Source organism: Streptomyces sp. NPDC003034 (assembly GCF_053591375.1).
Genome location: NZ_JBSFTS010000034.1, coordinates 1 through 18,547, shown reverse-complemented (window position 1 = coordinate 18,547; position 18,547 = coordinate 1). Strand labels below are relative to the sequence as shown.

General features: G+C 71.1%; 18 protein-coding genes. 8 read left to right on the top strand and 10 right to left on the bottom strand.

The annotated features are described in order from the left end of the window. The first annotated feature begins 115 nt into the window (after nucleotides 1-115). The 4 genes from ACWDX7_RS25745 (at nucleotide 116) to ACWDX7_RS25730 (ending at nucleotide 4,286) form a co-directional block, all read left to right on the top strand. On the top strand, nucleotides 116-376 hold the full coding sequence (locus tag ACWDX7_RS25745) for a hypothetical protein (protein WP_451491868.1): 261 nt from the start codon (nucleotides 116-118) through the stop codon (nucleotides 374-376). A gap of 213 nt (nucleotides 377-589) precedes the next feature. After that, nucleotides 590-2,005: an MFS transporter gene (locus ACWDX7_RS25740; RefSeq protein ID WP_451491905.1), complete on the top strand. Its 1,416-nt coding sequence runs from the start codon at nucleotides 590-592 to the stop codon at nucleotides 2,003-2,005. A gap of 107 nt (nucleotides 2,006-2,112) precedes the next feature. After that, nucleotides 2,113-2,829, top strand: a complete 717-nt coding sequence (locus ACWDX7_RS25735; RefSeq protein ID WP_451491867.1) for a response regulator transcription factor — start codon at nucleotides 2,113-2,115, stop codon at nucleotides 2,827-2,829. Next, nucleotides 2,826-4,286: a HAMP domain-containing sensor histidine kinase gene (locus ACWDX7_RS25730; RefSeq protein ID WP_451491866.1), complete on the top strand. Its 1,461-nt coding sequence runs from the start codon at nucleotides 2,826-2,828 to the stop codon at nucleotides 4,284-4,286. Before ACWDX7_RS25735 ends, ACWDX7_RS25730 begins: the two co-directional genes overlap by 4 nt. Before the next feature lie 4 nt (nucleotides 4,287-4,290). Here ACWDX7_RS25730 and ACWDX7_RS25725 read toward each other — a convergent pair whose 3' ends face one another. From ACWDX7_RS25725 to ACWDX7_RS25700, 6 genes are all read right to left on the bottom strand, one after another. Beyond that, nucleotides 4,291-5,265: a TAXI family TRAP transporter solute-binding subunit gene (locus ACWDX7_RS25725; RefSeq protein ID WP_451491865.1), complete on the bottom strand. Its 975-nt coding sequence runs from the start codon at nucleotides 5,263-5,265 to the stop codon at nucleotides 4,291-4,293. A 144-nt stretch (nucleotides 5,266-5,409) separates the two neighbouring features. Further along, a complete protein-coding gene (locus ACWDX7_RS25720; protein WP_451491864.1) occupies nucleotides 5,410-7,134 on the bottom strand; it encodes an acyl-CoA dehydrogenase family protein in 1,725 nt (574 codons plus the stop codon). 218 nt (nucleotides 7,135-7,352) lie between these two features. Beyond that, nucleotides 7,353-7,907, bottom strand: coding sequence for a PadR family transcriptional regulator (locus tag ACWDX7_RS25715; protein WP_451491863.1), 555 nt, complete (start codon nucleotides 7,905-7,907; stop codon nucleotides 7,353-7,355). Between the two features lie 210 nt (nucleotides 7,908-8,117). Then, on the bottom strand, nucleotides 8,118-8,609 hold the full coding sequence (locus ACWDX7_RS25710) for a hypothetical protein (protein WP_451491862.1): 492 nt from the start codon (nucleotides 8,607-8,609) through the stop codon (nucleotides 8,118-8,120). A gap of 205 nt (nucleotides 8,610-8,814) precedes the next feature. Further along, nucleotides 8,815-9,357, bottom strand: a complete 543-nt coding sequence (locus ACWDX7_RS25705) for an FABP family protein (RefSeq protein WP_451491861.1) — start codon at nucleotides 9,355-9,357, stop codon at nucleotides 8,815-8,817. A gap of 162 nt (nucleotides 9,358-9,519) precedes the next feature. Continuing rightward, entirely contained in the window at nucleotides 9,520-9,726 is a 207-nt protein-coding gene (locus ACWDX7_RS25700) for a hypothetical protein (RefSeq protein WP_451491860.1), read from the bottom strand. A gap of 880 nt (nucleotides 9,727-10,606) precedes the next feature. On the opposite strand from ACWDX7_RS25700, the gene ACWDX7_RS25695 reads away from it, so the two are divergent. Next, nucleotides 10,607-10,996 carry a peptidase inhibitor family I36 protein gene (locus ACWDX7_RS25695; RefSeq protein WP_451491859.1) on the top strand — a complete coding sequence of 130 codons (390 nt, stop codon included), beginning with the start codon at nucleotides 10,607-10,609 and terminating at the stop codon, nucleotides 10,994-10,996. Between the two features lie 54 nt (nucleotides 10,997-11,050). On the opposite strand, the gene ACWDX7_RS25690 is transcribed toward ACWDX7_RS25695, so the two are convergent. Beyond that, a complete protein-coding gene (locus ACWDX7_RS25690; RefSeq protein ID WP_451491904.1) occupies nucleotides 11,051-11,467 on the bottom strand; it encodes an ATP-binding protein in 417 nt (138 codons plus the stop codon). A gap of 475 nt (nucleotides 11,468-11,942) precedes the next feature. On the opposite strand from ACWDX7_RS25690, the gene ACWDX7_RS25685 reads away from it, so the two are divergent. Beyond that, entirely contained in the window at nucleotides 11,943-13,307 is a 1,365-nt protein-coding gene (locus ACWDX7_RS25685; RefSeq protein WP_451491858.1) for an NAD(P)/FAD-dependent oxidoreductase, read from the top strand. A 62-nt stretch (nucleotides 13,308-13,369) separates the two neighbouring features. Here ACWDX7_RS25685 and ACWDX7_RS25680 read toward each other — a convergent pair whose 3' ends face one another. Continuing rightward, a complete protein-coding gene (locus ACWDX7_RS25680; protein ID WP_451491857.1) occupies nucleotides 13,370-13,516 on the bottom strand; it encodes a hypothetical protein in 147 nt (48 codons plus the stop codon). Nucleotides 13,517-13,811: 295 nt separating this feature from the next. Here ACWDX7_RS25680 and ACWDX7_RS25675 point away from each other — a divergent pair, with 295 nt between their 5' ends. Beyond that, nucleotides 13,812-14,282, top strand: a complete 471-nt coding sequence (locus tag ACWDX7_RS25675; RefSeq protein ID WP_451491903.1) for a Dps family protein — start codon at nucleotides 13,812-13,814, stop codon at nucleotides 14,280-14,282. 139 nt (nucleotides 14,283-14,421) lie between these two features. Here ACWDX7_RS25675 and ACWDX7_RS25670 read toward each other — a convergent pair whose 3' ends face one another. Both ACWDX7_RS25670 and ACWDX7_RS25665 read right to left on the bottom strand, forming a co-directional pair. Next, nucleotides 14,422-15,561, bottom strand: coding sequence for a mechanosensitive ion channel family protein (locus ACWDX7_RS25670; RefSeq protein ID WP_451491856.1), 1,140 nt, complete (start codon nucleotides 15,559-15,561; stop codon nucleotides 14,422-14,424). A gap of 183 nt (nucleotides 15,562-15,744) precedes the next feature. Continuing rightward, nucleotides 15,745-16,698, bottom strand: a complete 954-nt coding sequence (locus ACWDX7_RS25665) for a helix-turn-helix domain-containing protein (protein ID WP_451491855.1) — start codon at nucleotides 16,696-16,698, stop codon at nucleotides 15,745-15,747. Nucleotides 16,699-17,160: 462 nt separating this feature from the next. Between ACWDX7_RS25665 and ACWDX7_RS25660 the strand changes: the two genes are divergently transcribed. Next, entirely contained in the window at nucleotides 17,161-18,330 is a 1,170-nt protein-coding gene (locus ACWDX7_RS25660; protein ID WP_451491854.1) for an ice-binding family protein, read from the top strand. Nucleotides 18,331-18,547: the final 217 nt, after the last annotated feature.

Genomic DNA, 18,547 nt, shown 5'->3' with positions numbered 1-18,547 from the left:
CCTTGGTGCTCGCGGTCCGACCGGTCCAACGGGCCCAAACCGGTCCGCGACACGCTTCGGCATCCCTTACCCGTTCCCGTTCCCGTTCCCCCGCCGACTAGGAGAGGGCAGCGCCATGACGCACGAGCTCACCCGCGCCGAGCGCATCGAGTACCAGCAGCACCAGGACGCCGCTTACCGGGCCGGTGAGGAAGCAGTTGCCCGTCTCCGGGCAGCGCTGACGCTCGCCGGGCTGACCCTTCCCTCCCTGGGCAACGACGGACCGGTGGCCGGCCACGGATTCGTCAAGCTCGGCGGGTGCGGCGCAGCCCTCGCCGAGCGGCTCGCCGAGGTCATCACGGCCGGTGCGCACGCGCTGCAGGACGGGCAACGGTGAACAGCAGCGGGACACAACAGAGCTGAACGGCACAGCGCCCCTACCGAATCGGCTTTCTTAGCGGAACGTTAGATCTGCGGGCGGGTCCTTGTCCGGCTGCGGCGCCAGACGCATGCTCTGGATACTTCCCCGCCGCTGGGGGCACGCTGGGGCAGGTCCCCGTCTCCCGTCAGGGACTTTCCGTCTGGAGCCGCCATGTCTTCGTCCACCGTCATGCCCGGGTCGCCGCCCGAGGACGAGCGCAAGAAGCGCCGCCTCGCTCTGGTCGGCGGATCGCTGGGCAATCTCGTGGAGTGGTACGACTGGTTCGTCTACGCCAGCTTCGCCATCTATTTCGCCGACTCCTTCTTCCCCGGCGACAACCCGACCACGCAGCTGATGAACACGGCGGGGATCTTCGCGGTCGGATTCCTGATGCGCCCTGTCGGCGGATGGGTCCTCGGCCGCGCCGCCGACCGGCACGGCCGCAAGAGCGCGCTCACGCTGACCGTCACCATGATGTCGGTGGCCGCCCTGCTCATCGCCGTCGCCCCGACCTACGGCCAAGCCGGTTACTTCGGCGCGCTCGTGCTGCTGCTCGCGCGCCTGCTCCAGGGGATGAGCATCGGGGGCGAGTACGCGGCCAGTGCCACCTACCTGACGGAGGCGTCGGCCCGCAATCGGCGCGGCCTGGGCTCCTCCTTCCAGTACGTGTCGATGACCTGCGGCCAGTTGCTGGGTCTGGGCATCCTGATCACGCTGCAGCACACGCTCACCACCGCCCAGTTGGAGAGCTGGGGATGGCGGATTCCGTTCGTCCTCGGGGCGCTGTTCGCGGTGGTCGTCTTCTGGTTGCGGCGCCGGCTCCAGGAAACCGACGCGTTCAAGGAGGAGTCGTCGGGCGAGGACGCTCACGACGACAGCACGCGCGGCACGCTGAAGGCCCTGTGGCAGTACCGGCGGCAGGCGGGCCTGGTCATGGCGCTCACGCTCGGCGGCACCGTGGCCTACTACACGTACACCACGTACCTCACCAAGTACCTGGTCGGCAGCGCGGGCATGGAGAAGACGACCGCCACGCTGGTCAGCTTCACCGCTCTGACCCTCTTCGCCGTCCTGCAGCCTTTCGCCGGCATGCTGTCCGACCGCATCGGGCGACGGCCCCTGCTGATCACCTTCGCGGTGGGCTGCACCGTCGGCACGTATCCGATCATGACCGCCCTCGGGTCGGCCTCCTCGTACTGGTCCGCGCTGGGCCTGTCCCTGCTGGCCCTGGTGATCATCACCGGCTACACCTCGATCAACGCGGCGGTCAAGGCCGAGCTGTTCCCGACGCGCGTGCGGGCCCTGGGCGTTGCACTGCCGTACGCCATCGCCAACGCGCTCTTCGGCGGTACGGCGGAGTACGTGGCGCTGTGGTTCAAAAGCAGTGGCCACGAAACGATGTTCTTCTGGTACGTCTCCGGGTGCGCACTGATCTCCCTCGTGACCTACGTCCTGATGCCGGACACCCGCAACGCCGCGCTCAGCCGCGCCGAGGCCGAGGAGGATCAGGCCAACAGCCAGCGCCCCGGCACGGGCAAGGGCCAGGGCCACCGGAAGGGCAAGGGCCCTGATCAGCCCGCGGCGCCCGCCGGGGCCGCGCGCTGATCCGCCACGGCTGCCTGGACGGCGGCTCCCGTAAGCTGCTGCCCCAGGTCGGGGGTCAAGCGTCACCGCGCACGGGCGACGGGTGACGGGTCACGAGGGAACTGTCTATGCACGCGCTGCTCGTCGAGGACGACGACCGGATGGCCCACGCCCTCGGCACCGCACTCGCCCAGCGCGGTCACACCGTCCGCAGGGTCGGCCGTGCCGTGGACGCGCTGCGGCACGTCCACGAGGCCGAGTTCGTGCTGCTGGACTTGGGCCTGCCGGATCTGGACGGGCTGGAGCTGCTGCGGCGGCTGCGTACCGTCTGCGACGCGCCGCTGATCGTCGTGACGGCGCGCTGCGAGGAGCGTGACATCGTGCAGGGGCTGCGGGCGGGCGCCGACGACTACGTCGTCAAGCCGTTCCGGATGGCCGAGCTGATGGCCCGTATCGATACCGTGCGCCGCCGGACCGGCACGCACTCCGGCCGCTTCGGCGCGGACCCGGCGGACACCGGTGGACGGCCCGTGCGGGCCGGGGACGTGCGGGTGGACCTGGCGGGCCGCACCGTCACCGTAGCGGGCGCCGAAGTGCGCTTGACCCGCCGGGAGTTCGATGTGCTGGCCTTCCTGGCCGCCCGTCCGGACGAGGTGCATTCCCGTGAGGAGATCCTGGACCGGATCTGGGGTGACGTCTTCCACGCCGCCTCCCGCTCACTGGACGTGCATGTGGCGGGCATCCGCGCCAAGACCGGCCGCTCGGGCCTGGTGCGTACGGTCCGCGGCTTCGGCTACCAGCTCGGCTCCCCCACCGCGCACATCGCGCGGGACGGCGAGCGATGAGACGCAGGCTCCTCGCCGTGCTGATGGTGTTCATGGGGGCAGCCGCGCTCCTGCTCTGCCTCCCCCTGGCCGACGCCTACGCTCGCGGACGGACCGAACACCTGCTGCTGCAGCGGCGCTCCGAGGCGGTACGGTTCGCCGATCTCGCCGACCGGATGCGTACCGGCGCCGACCGGGCGGAGCTGCTCGCCGAGATCAGCCGGTACGCGGAGCTGTACGGGGCCGGGGTGGTCGTGGTCGACACGGCGGGAGAGACCATCGCACGGGCCGGCGCGGGGCCTTCGCCGGAAGCCGCCCCACGGGCCATCACAGACGCTGACGCCCTCACCGGCAACCAGTCGAACGCCACGGCCGACTCGGGGGACTCCGCGGACTCGGCCGACTCGGCGGAGGCCCGCCGTCGCGCCCTCACCGGCCGCTCCACCGACCGGCTGCCCACCGTACGCCCCTGGGGCCCGAAGAGCGTCGTGCTCGCCGAACCGGTGGGCCGGGACGAGCGGGTCAGCGGAGCGGTGCTGCTGGCCGTACCCACCGATGCCGCCCGCCGGGACGTGACCGTCCGCTGGGCTCTCATCGCCGCCGGGGCGGTCGCCGCCTTCGCGGCGGCGGCCCTGGTCGCGGCGGGGATCGCGCGCTGGCTCATGCGCCCGGTCCTGGATCTGGACCGGGCGGTGGAGGGACTGACCGCAGGCAGCCTCCAGGCACGGGCGGTGTCCGATACGGGGCCGCCCGAACTGCGCCATCTGCGGCAGCACTTCAACATCATGGCGGAGGCCGTGGCCGCCTCCATCGGCCGCCAGCGCGACTTCGTCGCCGACGCCTCCCACCAGTTGCGCAATCCGCTGGCCACCCTGGTGCTTCAGCTGGAGAACGTCGAACCGCACATCGCCCCCGGCCCCGGCCGGGCCGAGCACACCCGCGCCCTGGACGAGGCCGAACGCCTGGAGGAGCTGCTCGACGGCCTGCTCGCCCTGGCACGGGTGGAGTCCGGCACGGTGGAGCTGAGCGACCAGGACGTGTCGCAGGCGGTACGGGAACGGGTGCGGGCCTGGACTCCGGTCTTCCGCGACGCCGGACTGGCACTGAGGGCCGCCGGCCTTCCGGAGGGCCTGCGGGCACGGGCGCTTCCCGACGCGGCGGGCCGGATCCTGGACACGCTCTTCGACAACGCCGTCAAGTTCGTACCGCGCGACGGCCGCGTCGAGGTGCGCGCCGAACGCGGCGCGGACGGGCACGTCATCGTCACGGTCGCCGACGACGGCCCAGGCGTGCCGGAGGACCAATTGCCCCTGCTGCTGAGGCGCTTCGCGCGCTGCCCCGGGCATCAGAACGTCCCCGGCAGCGGGCTGGGGCTGGCCATCGCCGACGAGATCGCCCGCGTGAGCGGCGGCCGGCTCACCGTCACCGGGAACACGCCGCACGGCCTGGTCGTCGAGCTCCGGTTGCCCTCCTCGTGACGGCTCAGCCGTACAGCGCCCGGTAGTAGGCGACCGCGCCCGGGTGGAGCGGCACTCCCCCCGTCGAGATGGCGAACGGGGGCTCCAACCGGGCCCCCGCCGTCACCTCCCGCAGCAGGTCACGCCGCCGGTCGAAAACGACTTGGAGGAGGGCGCGTACGGCGCTCCGGGGGACGTCCGCACGGGCGAGCAGGTAGTTTCCGACCCCGACCGTCCCCACCGGCTCCCTCAGCCCGTACGCTCCGGCCGGCAGGGTGACCGCCGTGTAGACAGGTCCGTACCGCTCCCGGAGGGTGCCCGCATAGCCGTCCAGCGGGAGGAACCGCAGCGGCAGCTCGCCCGCCAGCCCCGACAGCGTGGGCGTGGGTACCCCTCCGGACCAGAACAAGGCGTCGACCGCGCCCTCGCGCAGCGCCTTCGCCGACGCCGCGAGGCCCAGGTGCCGCTCATGGGCCGGCGAAGGGCCGCCGCTCAGCCCGGCCGCCCGCAGCACCCGCCCTGCCACCACCTGCACCCCCGACCCCTCCGCTCCCGCCGCGACGGGACGTCCGGCGAGATCGCTCACGGATCGCACGGGCCCGTGCGCCGGCACCAGGAGGTGGGTGTAGTTCACGTAGATCCGGGCCAGCGCCGTCACCGCGGCCGGCCCGGAGAACGGCTGCCGCCCCAGCACCGCGTCCTCGGCGACGTCCGCCATGGCCAGGGCCACGTCGACGGATCCGTCGTCCAGCTTCCGCAGGTTGTCCACGCTCGCCGCGGTGCTCACCGGCACGATCTCCAGTCGGCGCCCGCTCGCGGCGACGGCCTGCGCCAGCGCCTTCCCGAAGGCGTTGTACGGACCGCCCTCCGGGCCCGTCGCGAGCCGTAGCCGTCGCACCGGGCCGAAGTCCCCGGAACATCCGGCCGGCGCCGCCGCGAGCACGACCGCCCCGACCCCGGCACGCATCACCCGTCGGCGGCTGAACCGCGCGCTCTTCACGTCCGAAGCGTAGCCAGTCCCCCGCCGCAACCGGCAGCCGGCAGCCGCCGAGGAGTGGCGCGGGTGGCTCCCGCTCCCGGGAGCCACCCGCTCGTCCGTCGGTGACGGGCCGGCCGTTTGCGCTGCCCGGCCGGTCCGTCGAGGTTACGGAGCCATCTCGTACGCCCCGGCCAGTGCCTCCACGCGCGACCAGACGCGCGCCGAACGGTCCGCGTCGACCACGGGGCGCCGGACCGCGCCGAGCGCCCAGTCCTGCTGGTCCGCGGTGGCGGAGTCCTTGCCGTGCAGCTCGACCGCGTGGGCGGAGAAGTCCCGTACGAGGACGGCGAAGAGTTCGTCGAGCACGTCCTCGTCCAGACCGGTCAGGCGTGCCTGCTCCAGGATCAGCTGACCGTGCACGACCAGCGCGAACAGCTGTCCCACGGCCAGGAGGAGGTCGAGGTCACGGCTCTGCTCCTCGCCGGGGGCGGCCGTCGTGACGAACTCGCACAGGGCGTCGGCCTGCTCGCGGAAGCGGCCGACGTTGGGCACGTCGGCATACGCGTCGAAGGCGGTGCGCCAGTCGTGGAAACGTACGGAGCCCAGGCCGCGAGCCGGTCCCTGCCGGAAGAGGAAGGCGTCGTCGGCCGCGTCGAGGCGGGTCGGCACGGGCGCGTACTCGACCGGTTCCAGCAGGTGGTTGCGCATGAACTTGAGGATCAGCGCCAGATTGACGTGAACCGTGCCCTCCAGCTTCGGCAGCCCCCGGATCTCGACGGCCGCCTGGGCGAAGTACGTGTCCTTCTCGAAGCCCTTGGCGGCGATGACGTCCCACATGAGGTCGATGACCTTCTCGCCCTCCGTGGTCACCTTCATCTTGGTCATCGGGTTGAACAGCAGGTAGCGGCGGTCGTCCGGTCCCGCCGAACGGAAGTAGTCGACGGCGCGGTCGCTGAACAGCTTCATCCCGACGAGGCGGACGTACGCGTCGGTCAGCTCACGGCGCACGTGCGGGAAAGCGGTGACGGGCCGCCCGTAGAGGATGCGGCCGTGCGCGTGGGTGACGGCCTCGTACATCGCGTGCTCGCAGATGCCGATCGACGCGGTGCAGAGATTGAACTTGCCGACGTTGACGGTGTTGAGGGCGGCGTCGAAGGCGGCGCGGCCGGTGTGCAGGACGTCGTCGGCGCCGACCGGATAGTCGTCGAGGCGGAACTCGCTGACGTACTTCGAGGAGTCCACGACGTTCTTCACCAGGTGGTACGCCGGGTGGCGGCTGTCGGCGGCGAAGAAGACGTACCCGTCGGGGCCCTCCACATCGGTGCGGCGGCCGAAGACGGAGACGAGGCCGGCGGCGTTGCCGTTGCCGATGTAGTACTTGGAGCCGCTGGCCCGGAAGCCGCCGTCACCGTCGGGCTCCAGCAGCATGTCGGTGGAGTAGATGTCGGCGCCGTGGGTCTTCTCGGACAGGCCGAACGCGAACACCTCGCCCTCGGAGAGGAGCTCCGCCGCGCGAGCGCGGGCGGCGGCGTTGTCGCTCTGCCAGACCGGGCCGAGGCCGAGGATGGTGACCTGCCACGCGTACCAGTAGTCCAGGCCGTAGAAGCCGAAGATCTCGTTGAGGGCGGCGATCCGTGCGGTGTCCCAGCGCTTGTCCGGCTGTTCCGGGCCGGCGGCGGGCGCCGGGGTCAGGAAAGTCGCGAAGAGCCCCTCCTTCGCGGAGAAGGCGAGGAAGTCCGCCAGCCAGGCGCGGGTGCGGTAGTCCTCGATCAGCCGGCGCTTGCCGCGGTCCTCGAACCAGTCGACGGTGGCGCGCAGCAGCCTGCGCGTCTCGGGGTCGAAGTGCGCGGGGTCGTAGGTGCGCGGGTTGAACAGCAGCGGGTCGGTCATGAGGGGTCGCCTTTCGGGTCGAGGGATGAGGGGTCGGGGGATGAGGGAGGGCGGGATGAGAGCCGCTCACTCCCCCACTGCGGCCGTGCAGGGCCGTGGGGAGGGTCGGCGTCGAGGTTCCGTGCCTGCGGGTGCGCAGGGCCGTCGGCGCCGGGAGTGGGCCTTCGGGGTGTCCGGCCCGGGGCTGTCCGGCGCCCACGGGCGCCGTCCACGGCGGCTCAGCGCTCGGCAAGCCGGCGGAGCGTGGCGAGCACGTCCTGGAGCCAGGCGAGCATCATCCGCTCGTAGGCGATGCCGCCGCGGAGCACGACGTGCTGGAGCTCGCGCCCGGCGTCCGACGTCGCGGGAGCGTCCGGGCCGGTGAAGTCCCGCAGCTCTCCAGCGAGGTAGTGGGTGAGCTGGTCGGTGTGCGCCTGTTGGTGCCTCTCGACCTCGCGGATCAGCGCGGCAGGGTCGTCGAAGGCCGCGCCGCGGATCTTCACGGCGAGCTCGTGCCGGACGCTGTCGGGCTGGATCGGCTCGTGGAGCCAAGCGGCGAGGGCGGCCCGGCCGGCTGCGGGGACGGAGTACTCCTTCTTGTCCGGCCTCCCCTGTTGCGGCACGTCACGGACGTCCACCCAGCCCTCGCCCTCCATGCGTTTGAGGACGCGATAGATCTGCTGGTGGGTCGCGGTCCAGAAGTAACCGATGGACCGGTCGAACCGACGGGCCAGCTCATATCCGGAGCCCGGCTTCTCCAGCAGAGAGACGAGGATCGCGTGTTCAAGCGCCATACCCGGATCCTTCTATGCAACTCGTTGCATAGACAAGCGCCACCGCCCCGGTGAGACACGTCTCACCCCGACGCGACGGCGCCCGGGCGCTGCCGATGGCGCCGGGGGCCGGGGGCCGGGGGCCGGCCGGGAAGCGGTGGCGCGCCCGGTACGCGATCGGACGCGGCCGGGCGGCGGCTCCGGTCAGGGGGCCTACGCCTCACCGTCCGGTCAGCGGCCACCCTGTTCGGCACCGGCAAGGTACGGCTGGTCGTCGCCGGCCCCGGAGATGGCCCAGGCGAGGGCGTGCTCCTCGGCGGACAGGCCCAGCGTGCTTCCCTCAGCCTCCAGCTGCCGGCGCAACTCGCGCTGCTGGTCCGCGTGGGTACGCAGGGCGGTGCGGGCCTCGTCCGCGCTGACGCCGAGGGCGGCGGCGACCTCGTTCCAGGTGGCGCCCAGCAGCACCGCCTCATGGATCCGGTTGCCGTAATGGGCGGTGACGGTGCGGCGAATCGCCTCCCCCAAGGCCAGGCGGGCCACCGCGTCCTGGGCGGTGCCCCGCTCGGCGGCGTGGTCGAAGTCCGGCGGCAGCGCGTTGTTGGACAGCCGGTCACCGTGATCGTCGTAGCGCTCGGCCAGCCAGGCCAGCGGCAAGCCGTCCGGGAGGTCGTCGGGGGTACGGACCGGGAGCTCCTGGAAGTTCTTGCGGGCATCGGTGCTCATGGGGCGGGTCTCCTCGACGGCCGGGTGGGTAACGCAAGCGGACGTTTCGTCATGTCCCCTTTACCGCTCGCGTGTTGCATGCCATCCGAGGCGGCTCAGGGCCGGGATGGAATGCTGTCTTCCCACTGTCCGGAGCCCTATGCCTCACTCTTCCGTATTCGTCGCCCGCCTCTGGGTTCCGAGGAGAGCGCTGATCGGAAACTCGTCAGGAAGAGCGCAGGCGCAGGTGCGTCGTGAGGTGGTGCTGCATCGGCTGGCCCACCGCCGCCATATCGTGAACCACCGTCATCTCCCCGGCGTCCAGGATGTACCGGCGCCGTGTGCCGGTGACCTCCTTGGCGAGGGGAGTGAGGGCAACGTCCTTGGTTTCGATCTCGATCTCCGCGTCGGACACGCGTCCGACGTACGTCTCGACGATGCCGGTCGGGTGGGCGAGTACGACTTCCAGGCCCGCGTCGGGCGTCACCCGCCACCACCCGGCCTCACGGCCGGCGGGGCGCACCGGGGCCCCGGACCCGTCGATCAGCCATGCGCGTGCCTCGTAGCGCAGGAAAGGGCGGCCGTCGTGGCTGAAGGTGATCTCCTGCTCGTACTGGAAATCTCGCGTGAGCGTCGGATACTGACCCCGCCCCCGGCCGTGCCAGCGCCCCAGCAGGGGCAGCACCGGCCGCAGCAGCGGGTGCGGCTCGGGTCCCTCCCCCAGGATGTGGCTGTCGGGGTACGGATTGTCCTGCGGCGACTCGATCACTTCTCACCCTTGCCTTCTGCGTGTCCCGCCCCCGGTGGTGTGCAGTCTAGGGTGCGTCTTTCGGATCGTGCCGGGCCCGCGCTGTCGTACCGCGTGAACGTGAGGACGGCGTGGCCCGGAGTCGTTCTCGGGCCACGCCGTCCTCGGCTCGGAGTCGGCTACTCAGTGCCAGTCGAGGGATCCGGCCTCGCAGGCTCCGTTGAACAGCGGGTTGCCCTCGACGACACCGGCGGACATGCCGCAGGCGCCGTAGTGGACGGCCCCGCCGTGCGGCTGATCGTCGTCACCGTAGGCCACGGCGGCGGTGGCGCCCCCGAGGACCAAGGCGGCGACGAAGGTGGCGGTGGTGACTGCGGCCCGGATGCGCATGACTGCTCCTTGAGGGAGTGAGGGGGTATTGGGCTTTTCAGAGATCACCTCTGCGACGGACCGCGAAACACCCCCCGGGTCGAATGGAGGAGCGAGTCGCGGTCCCGGTTGCGAAGGCGGGCGTTTCGCGGAAGTCCACCTTCCGCGGAGCACGGTTGCCCCTCCGGGCCATGCCGACCCGGGCGGGGACGGCATCGGCGCGCACCCGGCGGCGGCCCGCCCCTGCGGCCCCGTGCTCCCTGGTGGGGCGGAGAGACGCTGGAATGGCCTCACACCAGCCAGTGAAGTCTTCCGAGCACGCCTGGACGCCGGCGGGCGGGTCCGTCGTAGCGCAGCATGCGGGGGCCGTGTGCCGGCTCGCTGATCGCGGCAGGCCCCCCCGTACGGGACACTCGACGGCCGCCGGCCCCTCGTGACGGCTGCGGTGGCGCGGAACGGGCCGCACGGCTCGGCTGGGGAGGGTCCCGCGCGGAGCCGGACCGGCCTCTGGCAGCAGTTCGGCCATGATCACGCTCAGGCCCGGGAGCCGGCTGCCCCGCCTGCTCGGCCGGTCATCCTCCGAGCTCACGGGCACCCGTACGCCCGCTCCGGTCCTTCGGCGGCGCCCGTCCCCTGACTCCGGGGTGAAATCTCCCGATCGGACGGGATACGAACACGCGCCAGGCGGTCAGGGGACGACAAAGCGCCCACATGCCCAGTTCGTGCTCCGATGGCCTGAAGTACCTCGAACACGCCCTATGCCCCATGAACTTTGACGAACTGGCCAATTCCTCCGTAGCCGTCCGACCGACGCACCGGCGAGACTCCTTCGGTGGCGGCCCGGGTCTCAAGGGCGCGCGCTGCCACGGCAGTTTCGCCTCATACGAACGATGGAGGGGTCATGAACCGTCGGACAAAGTTCAGCCTGGCCGTGACGGCCGGACTCGTCGGCGCTGCGCTCGCGCTCGCACCCGCCGCCCAGGCCGAGGGCGTATCCACCAGCGGCTACGACAACTGCGCGTCCGGATGGATCTGCTTCTACTCGGAAAGGGACGGGGGCGGTCAGAAGTGCCAGTGGTCCCGGAACTCCACCGACACCCGTTCCCAGTGTTCGTGGATGCGGGCCGGTACGAATACGCGGTCGGTGTACAACCGCACCGGTAGCAGGTTCCACTACTACCACAACACCAACTACACCCATCGGATCGGCAGCACTACCGCCGGGAACAGGGGAAACCTCGCGGGGACCTACACCATCGGCTCTCTGTGCGCCGGTTCCTGCCCGGGCTGAGGGTCCGCCGGGTTCGTGCGCGGCTGACGGCCCGTCGGCCGCCCGCTCCGGCCGTCAGGGAGAGGGGGGAGGCGGGCCACCGCACGGCCTTCCCATGCCGCAGCCCGGGTCGGGCTGGTCCGGCGGATGGAAGCAGGCGGTGATGGTCTTGCCGCCGTGAAAGGCGTGGGCGTCCCACCGGTCGGCGAGCGCGTCGATGATGGCGAGGCCCCGCCCGGACGTCGCTCCGTCCGGAGCCTCGCGCGGGGCGGGCAGGCGGGGGTCGGCGTCGGCGACGCTGACGTGCAGGCAGCGGCCGTCCCAGGTGAGCACGAGGTGGGCGCTGCTGTGGGCGTGGACGTGGGCGTTGGTGACGAGTTCGGACACCGTCAGAAGCACGGAGTGGACGGTATCGGGGGCGTCGGCGGTCCAGCTGAGCGTGTCGAGGTGCTCCAGGCACCACCGACGGGCTTCCCTGGGGCCCCGGTACACCGGGAACGACCTGGCCCACCCCACGGCACGGAGCGACAACGCACCCACCTCGCTTCTCAGTCGTCCGCTGTCGGCTCAGGACCGGTCGGCCCGGTGCCTCGGGCGGTGCGTGCCCCGGGAGTTGACGAGCAGCAGCGCCAGCAGCATCGGCGCGATCAGCAGGATCATCGTTCCCATGAGGGCTTCCTCTCCTCGTTGGAGCGTTACCTCTGCCCGTTTGACCGCCAAGCCCGGGCCGAAACCCCCGGGGACCGAGGCAGCACCGAACGGGTGGGCTCCGGCCAGGTGCCACATCTCGCGCGGAGCCGCCGCCTCGGCCGCCGTCTCATGGATCGTCACGTCATGCGCCGGCCGGGCGGCCTTCAGCCGGGGCGTTCGAGCCGATTGTCCGGCCGCCGGGCGGATCGGCGTGCAGAGGCGGCCGGACGGGGCAGGTGCGGGAGGGAACTGGCAGGCCCGAGAAGGGACCGACACCGTGGCACGACCGAGGATTCTCGTAGTGGGCGCCGGCTTCGCCGGAGTCGAGTGCGTCCGCCGGCTGGAACGCAGGCTGTCCCCCGCCGAAGCGGACATCACGATGGTGACACCACACTCCTACCAGTTGTACCTGCCGCTGTTGCCGCAGGTGGCCTCAGGTGTGCTGACCCCACAGTCCGTCGCCGTCTCGCTGCGGCGCAGCAGCCGCCACCGGACCCGCATCGTTCCCGGTGGCGCGATCGGGGTGGATCCCGAGGCGAAGCTGTGCATCATCCGCAAGATCACCGGGGAGGTCACCGAGCGGGCTTACGACCATCTCGTGCTGGCTCCCGGCAGCATCACCCGTACCTTCGACATCCCGGGGCTCACCGAGCACGCGCGGGGCATGAAGACGCTCGCCGAAGCCGCGTACCTGCGCGACCACGTCATCGCCCAGCTCGACCTCGCCGACGCGAGCGAGGACGAGGCGGAGCGGGCGGCGCGGCTGTGTTTCGTCGTGGTCGGCGGGGGCTACGCCGGCACGGAGACGGCGGCCTGCCTCCAGCGGCTGACCCAGCACGCGGTGAAACGCTATCCGCGCCTGGATCCCCGGCAGATCTCCTGGCACCTGCTCGACCTCGCGCCGAAGCTGATGCCGGAGCTGGGCGATTCCCTCGGTCGCGCGGCGCTGGACATCCTGCGCCGGCGCGGGATCCAGGTATCGCTCGGGGTGAGCGTCGCCAAGGCGGGCCCGGAGGAAGTGACCCTGACCGACGGACGGGTGCTGCCGAGCCGGACCTTGATCTGGACGGCCGGGGTGGCGGCGAGCCCGCTGATCGCCACGCTGGGCGCGGAGACCGCCCGGGGCCGGCTGGTGGTGACCCCGGAGATGACCGTTCCCGGCGCGGCCGGGGTCTTCGCACTGGGGGACGCGGCGGCGGTGCCCGACCTCGCGAAGGGCGAGGAGGGCGCGATCTGCCCGCCCACGGCGCAGCATGCCCTGCGCCAGGGGCGGGCCGTCGCCGACAACCTGATCGCGACCTTGCGGCAACTGCCGCTGCGGCCGTACGAGCACAAGGATCTGGGCCTGGTGGTCGACCTCGGGGGCAAGGACGCCGTCTCCAAACCGCTGGGCGTCCCGCTGCGCGGCCTGCCCGCGCAAGCGGTGGCCCGGGGGTACCACTGGTCGGCGCTGCGTACGAATGTGGCCAAGACGCGGGTCCTGACCAACTGGCTGCTCAACGCGATGGCCGGGGACGACTTCGTCCGTACCGGCTTCCAGTCCGCCACGCGGCCCACGCTGCGGGAGTTCGAGCAGACCGATGTCTACTTGACGCCCGAGCAGGTCCGGTCCCACACGGCGGCCCTGCGCGCCTCGGGCTGAGGCACGCCCCGGGGGCGGCGGCCGCTGGCCGCCGCCCCCGGAGGGCGCCCGTACGCCGTGTGTCAGTGCTTGCCGCGGAGGCGGGCGAGCAGGCCGCGAGCCTGCGTCCGCCTGCGCGGGTCAGCGGCCGCACGGCGGGCCGAGGCGATCGTCCGCCGGCCCTGAGGACTGCGGCCGAACTGCTTGATCTTGGCGAGTAGTCCCGGCATGGATCCTCCCAGCGTGAGTCGTTCGTGAATCGTTCACGACAGTGCGTCTTGTACCCCTGGCCGGCCCGCTGAACCGCCGCAGACCGCAGCCGCACCGGGCGGCCTGGCCGGTGGGCGTGGCCTTGGACGTGATGCGACGGGTGTGAGTGGCGCAACCCGCCGCCCACCCGTTTCCATCCCGCTCGTCCGGGTACACAACGTTTCGTCCGATCTTGTCAGACAGCTGCGGCAGGCCCGCGCACGGCGCGGCGCGTGTCGTCGGCGATCCCACGAACAACGCGAAATGGAGATCTCTGTGTCCGTCGTCAAGAGCGCCCTCCCGGATGCCGACCTGAAAGTCGTCGGCGAAGCGCTGCAGGGCGCGCTGGTGGATCTGGTCGACCTGGCCCTCACGGCCAAGCAGGTGCACTGGAACGTGGTCGGTCCCCGTTTCCGCTCCGTCCACCTCCAGCTCGATGATGTCGTCACCTCGGCCCGTACCCATTCCGACGTGGTGGCCGAGCGGGCCTCCGCCCTCGGGGTGACCCCGGACGGACGGGCGGCCACGGTGGCCTCGACGAGCGCGATCTCCGGCGTGCCGGAGGGGTGGGTGAAGGACGAGGACGCGGTACGGATCCTGGTGGACGCTCTGAGCGCGGTGATCACCCGCATGCGCGAACGCATCCAGGCGACGGCCGACCCCGACCCGGTGACCCAGGACCTGCTGATCGGCCTCACCGGCGACCTGGAGAAGCACCACTGGATGTTCCAGGCCGAGAGCGCCTGAGCAGGTCAAGGGCAGGTCAGCGCTCTGACCAGCCGCACAGTGGTGCGGGCGCGTGGATGCCGCCGTTTCCGTCGGTCGACGGGCGGCGGCATCCAGCATCCAGCGGGTCGCAAGCCCGGCCGGGCCCCCTGTGAGCGGCCTAACCGCTCTGTCGCCGCCCGGACGAGACACCCGACCGGCAGGGGACGCCCCGCTCCCACTCGACGGCGCTGAAGCGCTCGGCCGTCTCCTCGTCCGTGGAAGTGGTGGCGGCAGTCGCCGTGGCGATGCGGGGCAGCGCGTACGGGTGCTTCTCCGCGAGCCAGGCGACCAGCTGTTCCCGTACCGCGCACCGTACGGTCCACAGGTCGTCCGGATCCTTGGCCGTGACGATGGCCCGCACCGTGATGGTGCTGGGCGAGGTGTCGGTGACGGCGAGATCCCAGCCGCGGCCGTCCCACTCCGGGCTGGCCTCCAGGATCTCCAGCAGCTTGTCCCGCATGAGGGCCACGGGCGCGGCGTGATCACAGTGGATGAAGACCGTGCCCGTCATCTGGATGCCGCCGCGCGACCAGTTCTCGAAGGGACGGGCGGTGAAATAGGAGACGGGCATGGTGATGCGGCGCTCGTCCCAGGTGCGCACGGCCAGGAACGTCAGGGTGACCTCCTCGACCACACCCCATTCGCCGTTGACCACCACCGTGTCGCCGATGCGCACCATGTCGCCGAAGGCGATCTGGAAGCCGGCGAAGAGATTGCCGAGGGTGGACTGGGCGGCCACACCGGCCACGATGCCGATGATGCCGGCCGAGGCCAGCATGGACGTGCCGAGCGTGCGGAAGCCGGGGAAGGTGAGCAGGATGGCCGCCGCCGCGACCACGGCGACGACGGCGGTGACGACGCGCATGAGCAGGGTCACCTGCGTGCGCACCCGCCGCACCCGCGCGGGGTCACGGGTCCCGGTCGCGTAGCGGGCGTACGTCGACTCCACGGCGGCCGACGTGATGTGCACCACGAGCCACGCCCCGGCGGCTATGAGGACCAGCCCGAGCATCCGGTCCACGCCCGCCGCGTGATCCCTCAGCGGCTTCCACGGGACCTCCTGGTGGACCGCTCTGAGCAGCGCGGCCAGCAGGACGATCCGAAGGGACAGGCGGCAGCGGCGCAGAAGGCCCCACAGGGGCGTTTCGGGATGGCGGGCGTCCGCACGGCGCAGCAGCAGGTCGGCGATCCAGCCGACGGCGAACGTCAGCAGGAGCGCGCCACCCAGGACGGTCAGCAAACTCAGAACGCTGTTCATAACTCCTCGGTGAATGATGTCGGCAGGCATGATCCCGGCGCACGCGCCGGCCGTCGTAAGCGGCGGGCAGGTGGGCGGACCATGTACCGCGCATGCTGCGCCGGACGGATTTCATGCGCCCCGCGGGACGGGTCCTGCACCACACTGCCCTTCCGTCCGCCCCGAAGGCGGAACGGGCGGCCGCTAAGACGTGTGCTGCCCGTCACGACCCGAGGCGGGTGGTTGCACGCGGTCACGGGTGTGGTGGGGGTGGGCGGGCGGGCTTCCGGCTTGGAATTCTCCGCTCGCATACGTTTTGACGGCTTCGTTGATGAGGTCCCGGGTGCCGGTCGGATTCAGCGCCTGGGCCTGCATGTGCGCGTACATGTTGCTGTAGATCCGCACGTCGGATCGTTTCTCCAAGTAGAGATCGCTGGTGAACCTCTCCACGTACACCACGCTCACATCGCTGGTGTCGGCGAACTCAAGCAGCGAGAACTGCCCCGAAACACCCGGGTGCGCACCCAGTTCGTGAGGAAGAACCTGCACGGTGACATGCGGTTGGGTACCGAGGTGGACCACATGCTCCAGTTGCTCGCGCATGACCTCGTGGCTGCCCACGACGCGCCGCAGTACCGACTCGTCCAGCACGGCCCATAAACGCAGCGGATTGTCCGGGTCACTCAGCCGCTCCTGGCGGCGCAGCCGCACCTGGAGGCGTACGGCTGCTTGTTCGGCGGTGGCATGTGAAACTGCTCCGGCGATGACTTCCCGGGCGTAGGCGGGGGTCTGCAGCAGGCCCGGGATCACGAGCGGCTCGTAGGTCCGGATCGCGGCGGCCTGGGCCTCCAGGCCGATGTAGGGGCCGTACGGCACGTCCCCGTAGGCGTTCCACCAACCCTGTCGGCCCGATTCCCGGGCCAGCCGCATCAGATCGTCGACGAGCCGCTGGTCCCGGACTCCGTACAGCCGGCACAGATCGCGCACATCGCGCGGCTTGATGAGGCGGCGGCCGTTCTCCAAGAGGCTGATCTTGGGCTGCGAGATCAGCAGACTCGCCGCGACCTGCTGCGTCGTCATGCCGCTGACGTGCCGGAGGCGACGTAGCTCCGATCCCAGTCGGCGCCTGCTGACGGTGGGATTGGTTCCGAGACCCACGAGACCTGTTCCTCCGCTCCGAAGATCTTGCTCTGGCGAGCAGAGTGCCACGGCCCGGGGCAGTCGGATCCGGATGAGCACCGTGTCGCACAGGGGCACACGCCCCGACGGGCAGTGCCGCCCAACCGGCCTGGACCCGCCTTTGCTCATGGATTTTCGCCGCTCCATTCGGCGAAAGCGCGGATATTTTGACGCCCTCACAAGCCCGATCAGTCCATTCGATTGGTTGTGTCATTTTCCCCCGCACGCGCATGGTGAGTTGCGAGAAACGCCCGAATAAATACCGGTCCGGTGCATGTTGGTACGTAATATGCCAGCGACAGAGAGACGGTCGTGTGTGACCGAGACCGTCAATTACGCCACCGTCCACCTACAGGAGATGGCCCTTCGATGACGCTGAATACCTCTGGCGCGGCACTACGGCGCACAACGCCGGTCTGGATCGCGACGGTACTCGCCACGGTGATCGCTTCTGCCGTGGTCGCCGTGACACCCGACCGGGCAGACGCGCTCGCCACACCTGTTCCCCTCGGCACGGCAACCAGCTTCGCGGTGCTGGCCGGCGCCGCCGTCACCAACACCGGCCCCTCAGTCATCACCGGAGACGTCGGAGTGCACCCGGGAACGTCCATTTCCGGCTTCCCGCCCGGGCTGGTGCTCGGAACTCTGCATTCCGCGGACAGCGTGGCCCAACAAGCCAAGACCGACCTGGTCGCGGCGTACAACAACGCCGCCGGACAGGCCACGGACGGCGCCCTTCCTCCGGACGCCGGTGGTCTGACACTGGTGCCCGGCGTCTACACCGCGTCCTCCACCCTCGGGCTCACCGGCACGCTCACCCTCGACGCCCAGGGTGACCCCAACGCCGTCTGGGTCTTCCAGGTCGGCTCCGGACTGACGACGGCCTCCGGGAGCCGGGTGCTCCTCGTGAACGGCGCGGCACCCTGCAATGTCTTCTGGCAGGTGGGCAGTTCCGCCACTCTCGGCACCGACTCCACCTTCGTGGGCACCATCATGGCCGGCGCGGCCGTCTCCGTGACCACCGGAGCTTCCATCGACGGCCGCGCGCTGGCCATCAACGAGGCCGTGACGCTGGACACCAACCGGATCACCCGGGCTACGTGTGACGCAGGCACCAACGGCGGCACCACGAACGGTGGCACCACGAACGGCGGCACCACGAACGGCGGCACCACGACCGGTGGCACCGCAACGGGTGGCACGGCGACCGGTGGTACCACCGGCGGTGTGCTGGGCGGCGTGCTCGGCGGAGCGACAACGGGCGGTGGCGTGCTCGGCGGCGTGCTCGGCGGAGCCACGACAGGCGGTGGCGTGCTCGGCGGCGTGCTCGGCGGGGCGACGGGCGGCGTTGTAGCCGGCCCCACCACAGGCGGCACCACAGGCGGCACGGCGGGCCCGATCACGGGCGGAACCCTGGGTGGCACCACAGGCGGAGGCGGCCCCAAGCCACCCGGCAAGCCCGGCAAGCCCGGCCATCCCAAGCCGCCCGGCAAGCCCGGCCACCACAAGCCCGGCAAGCCGGGTCACGAGAAGCCGGGCAGGCCCGGTCACGACCATCAGGGCGAGCACGGCAAGCCCGGCGAGCACCACGGGCACGGCGGCGACAAGTGAGTGCTCCGCACGCACTGGTCAGCGCGGTAGCGGGTCGCGCACAGGCCCCCATGGCGGGCTGACTGCCGGGGGCGGTCACCCGTGCGCGAGCGGGACGGCGGCGTGCGACGGAACTTCGATTCCTCACCGGCAAACAGCCGGACGAACACCACCGCTCTTCGATCCCACGGAGATACCCATGAGCGTCAAGAAGATCGCCGCAGCACTGGTGCCGACC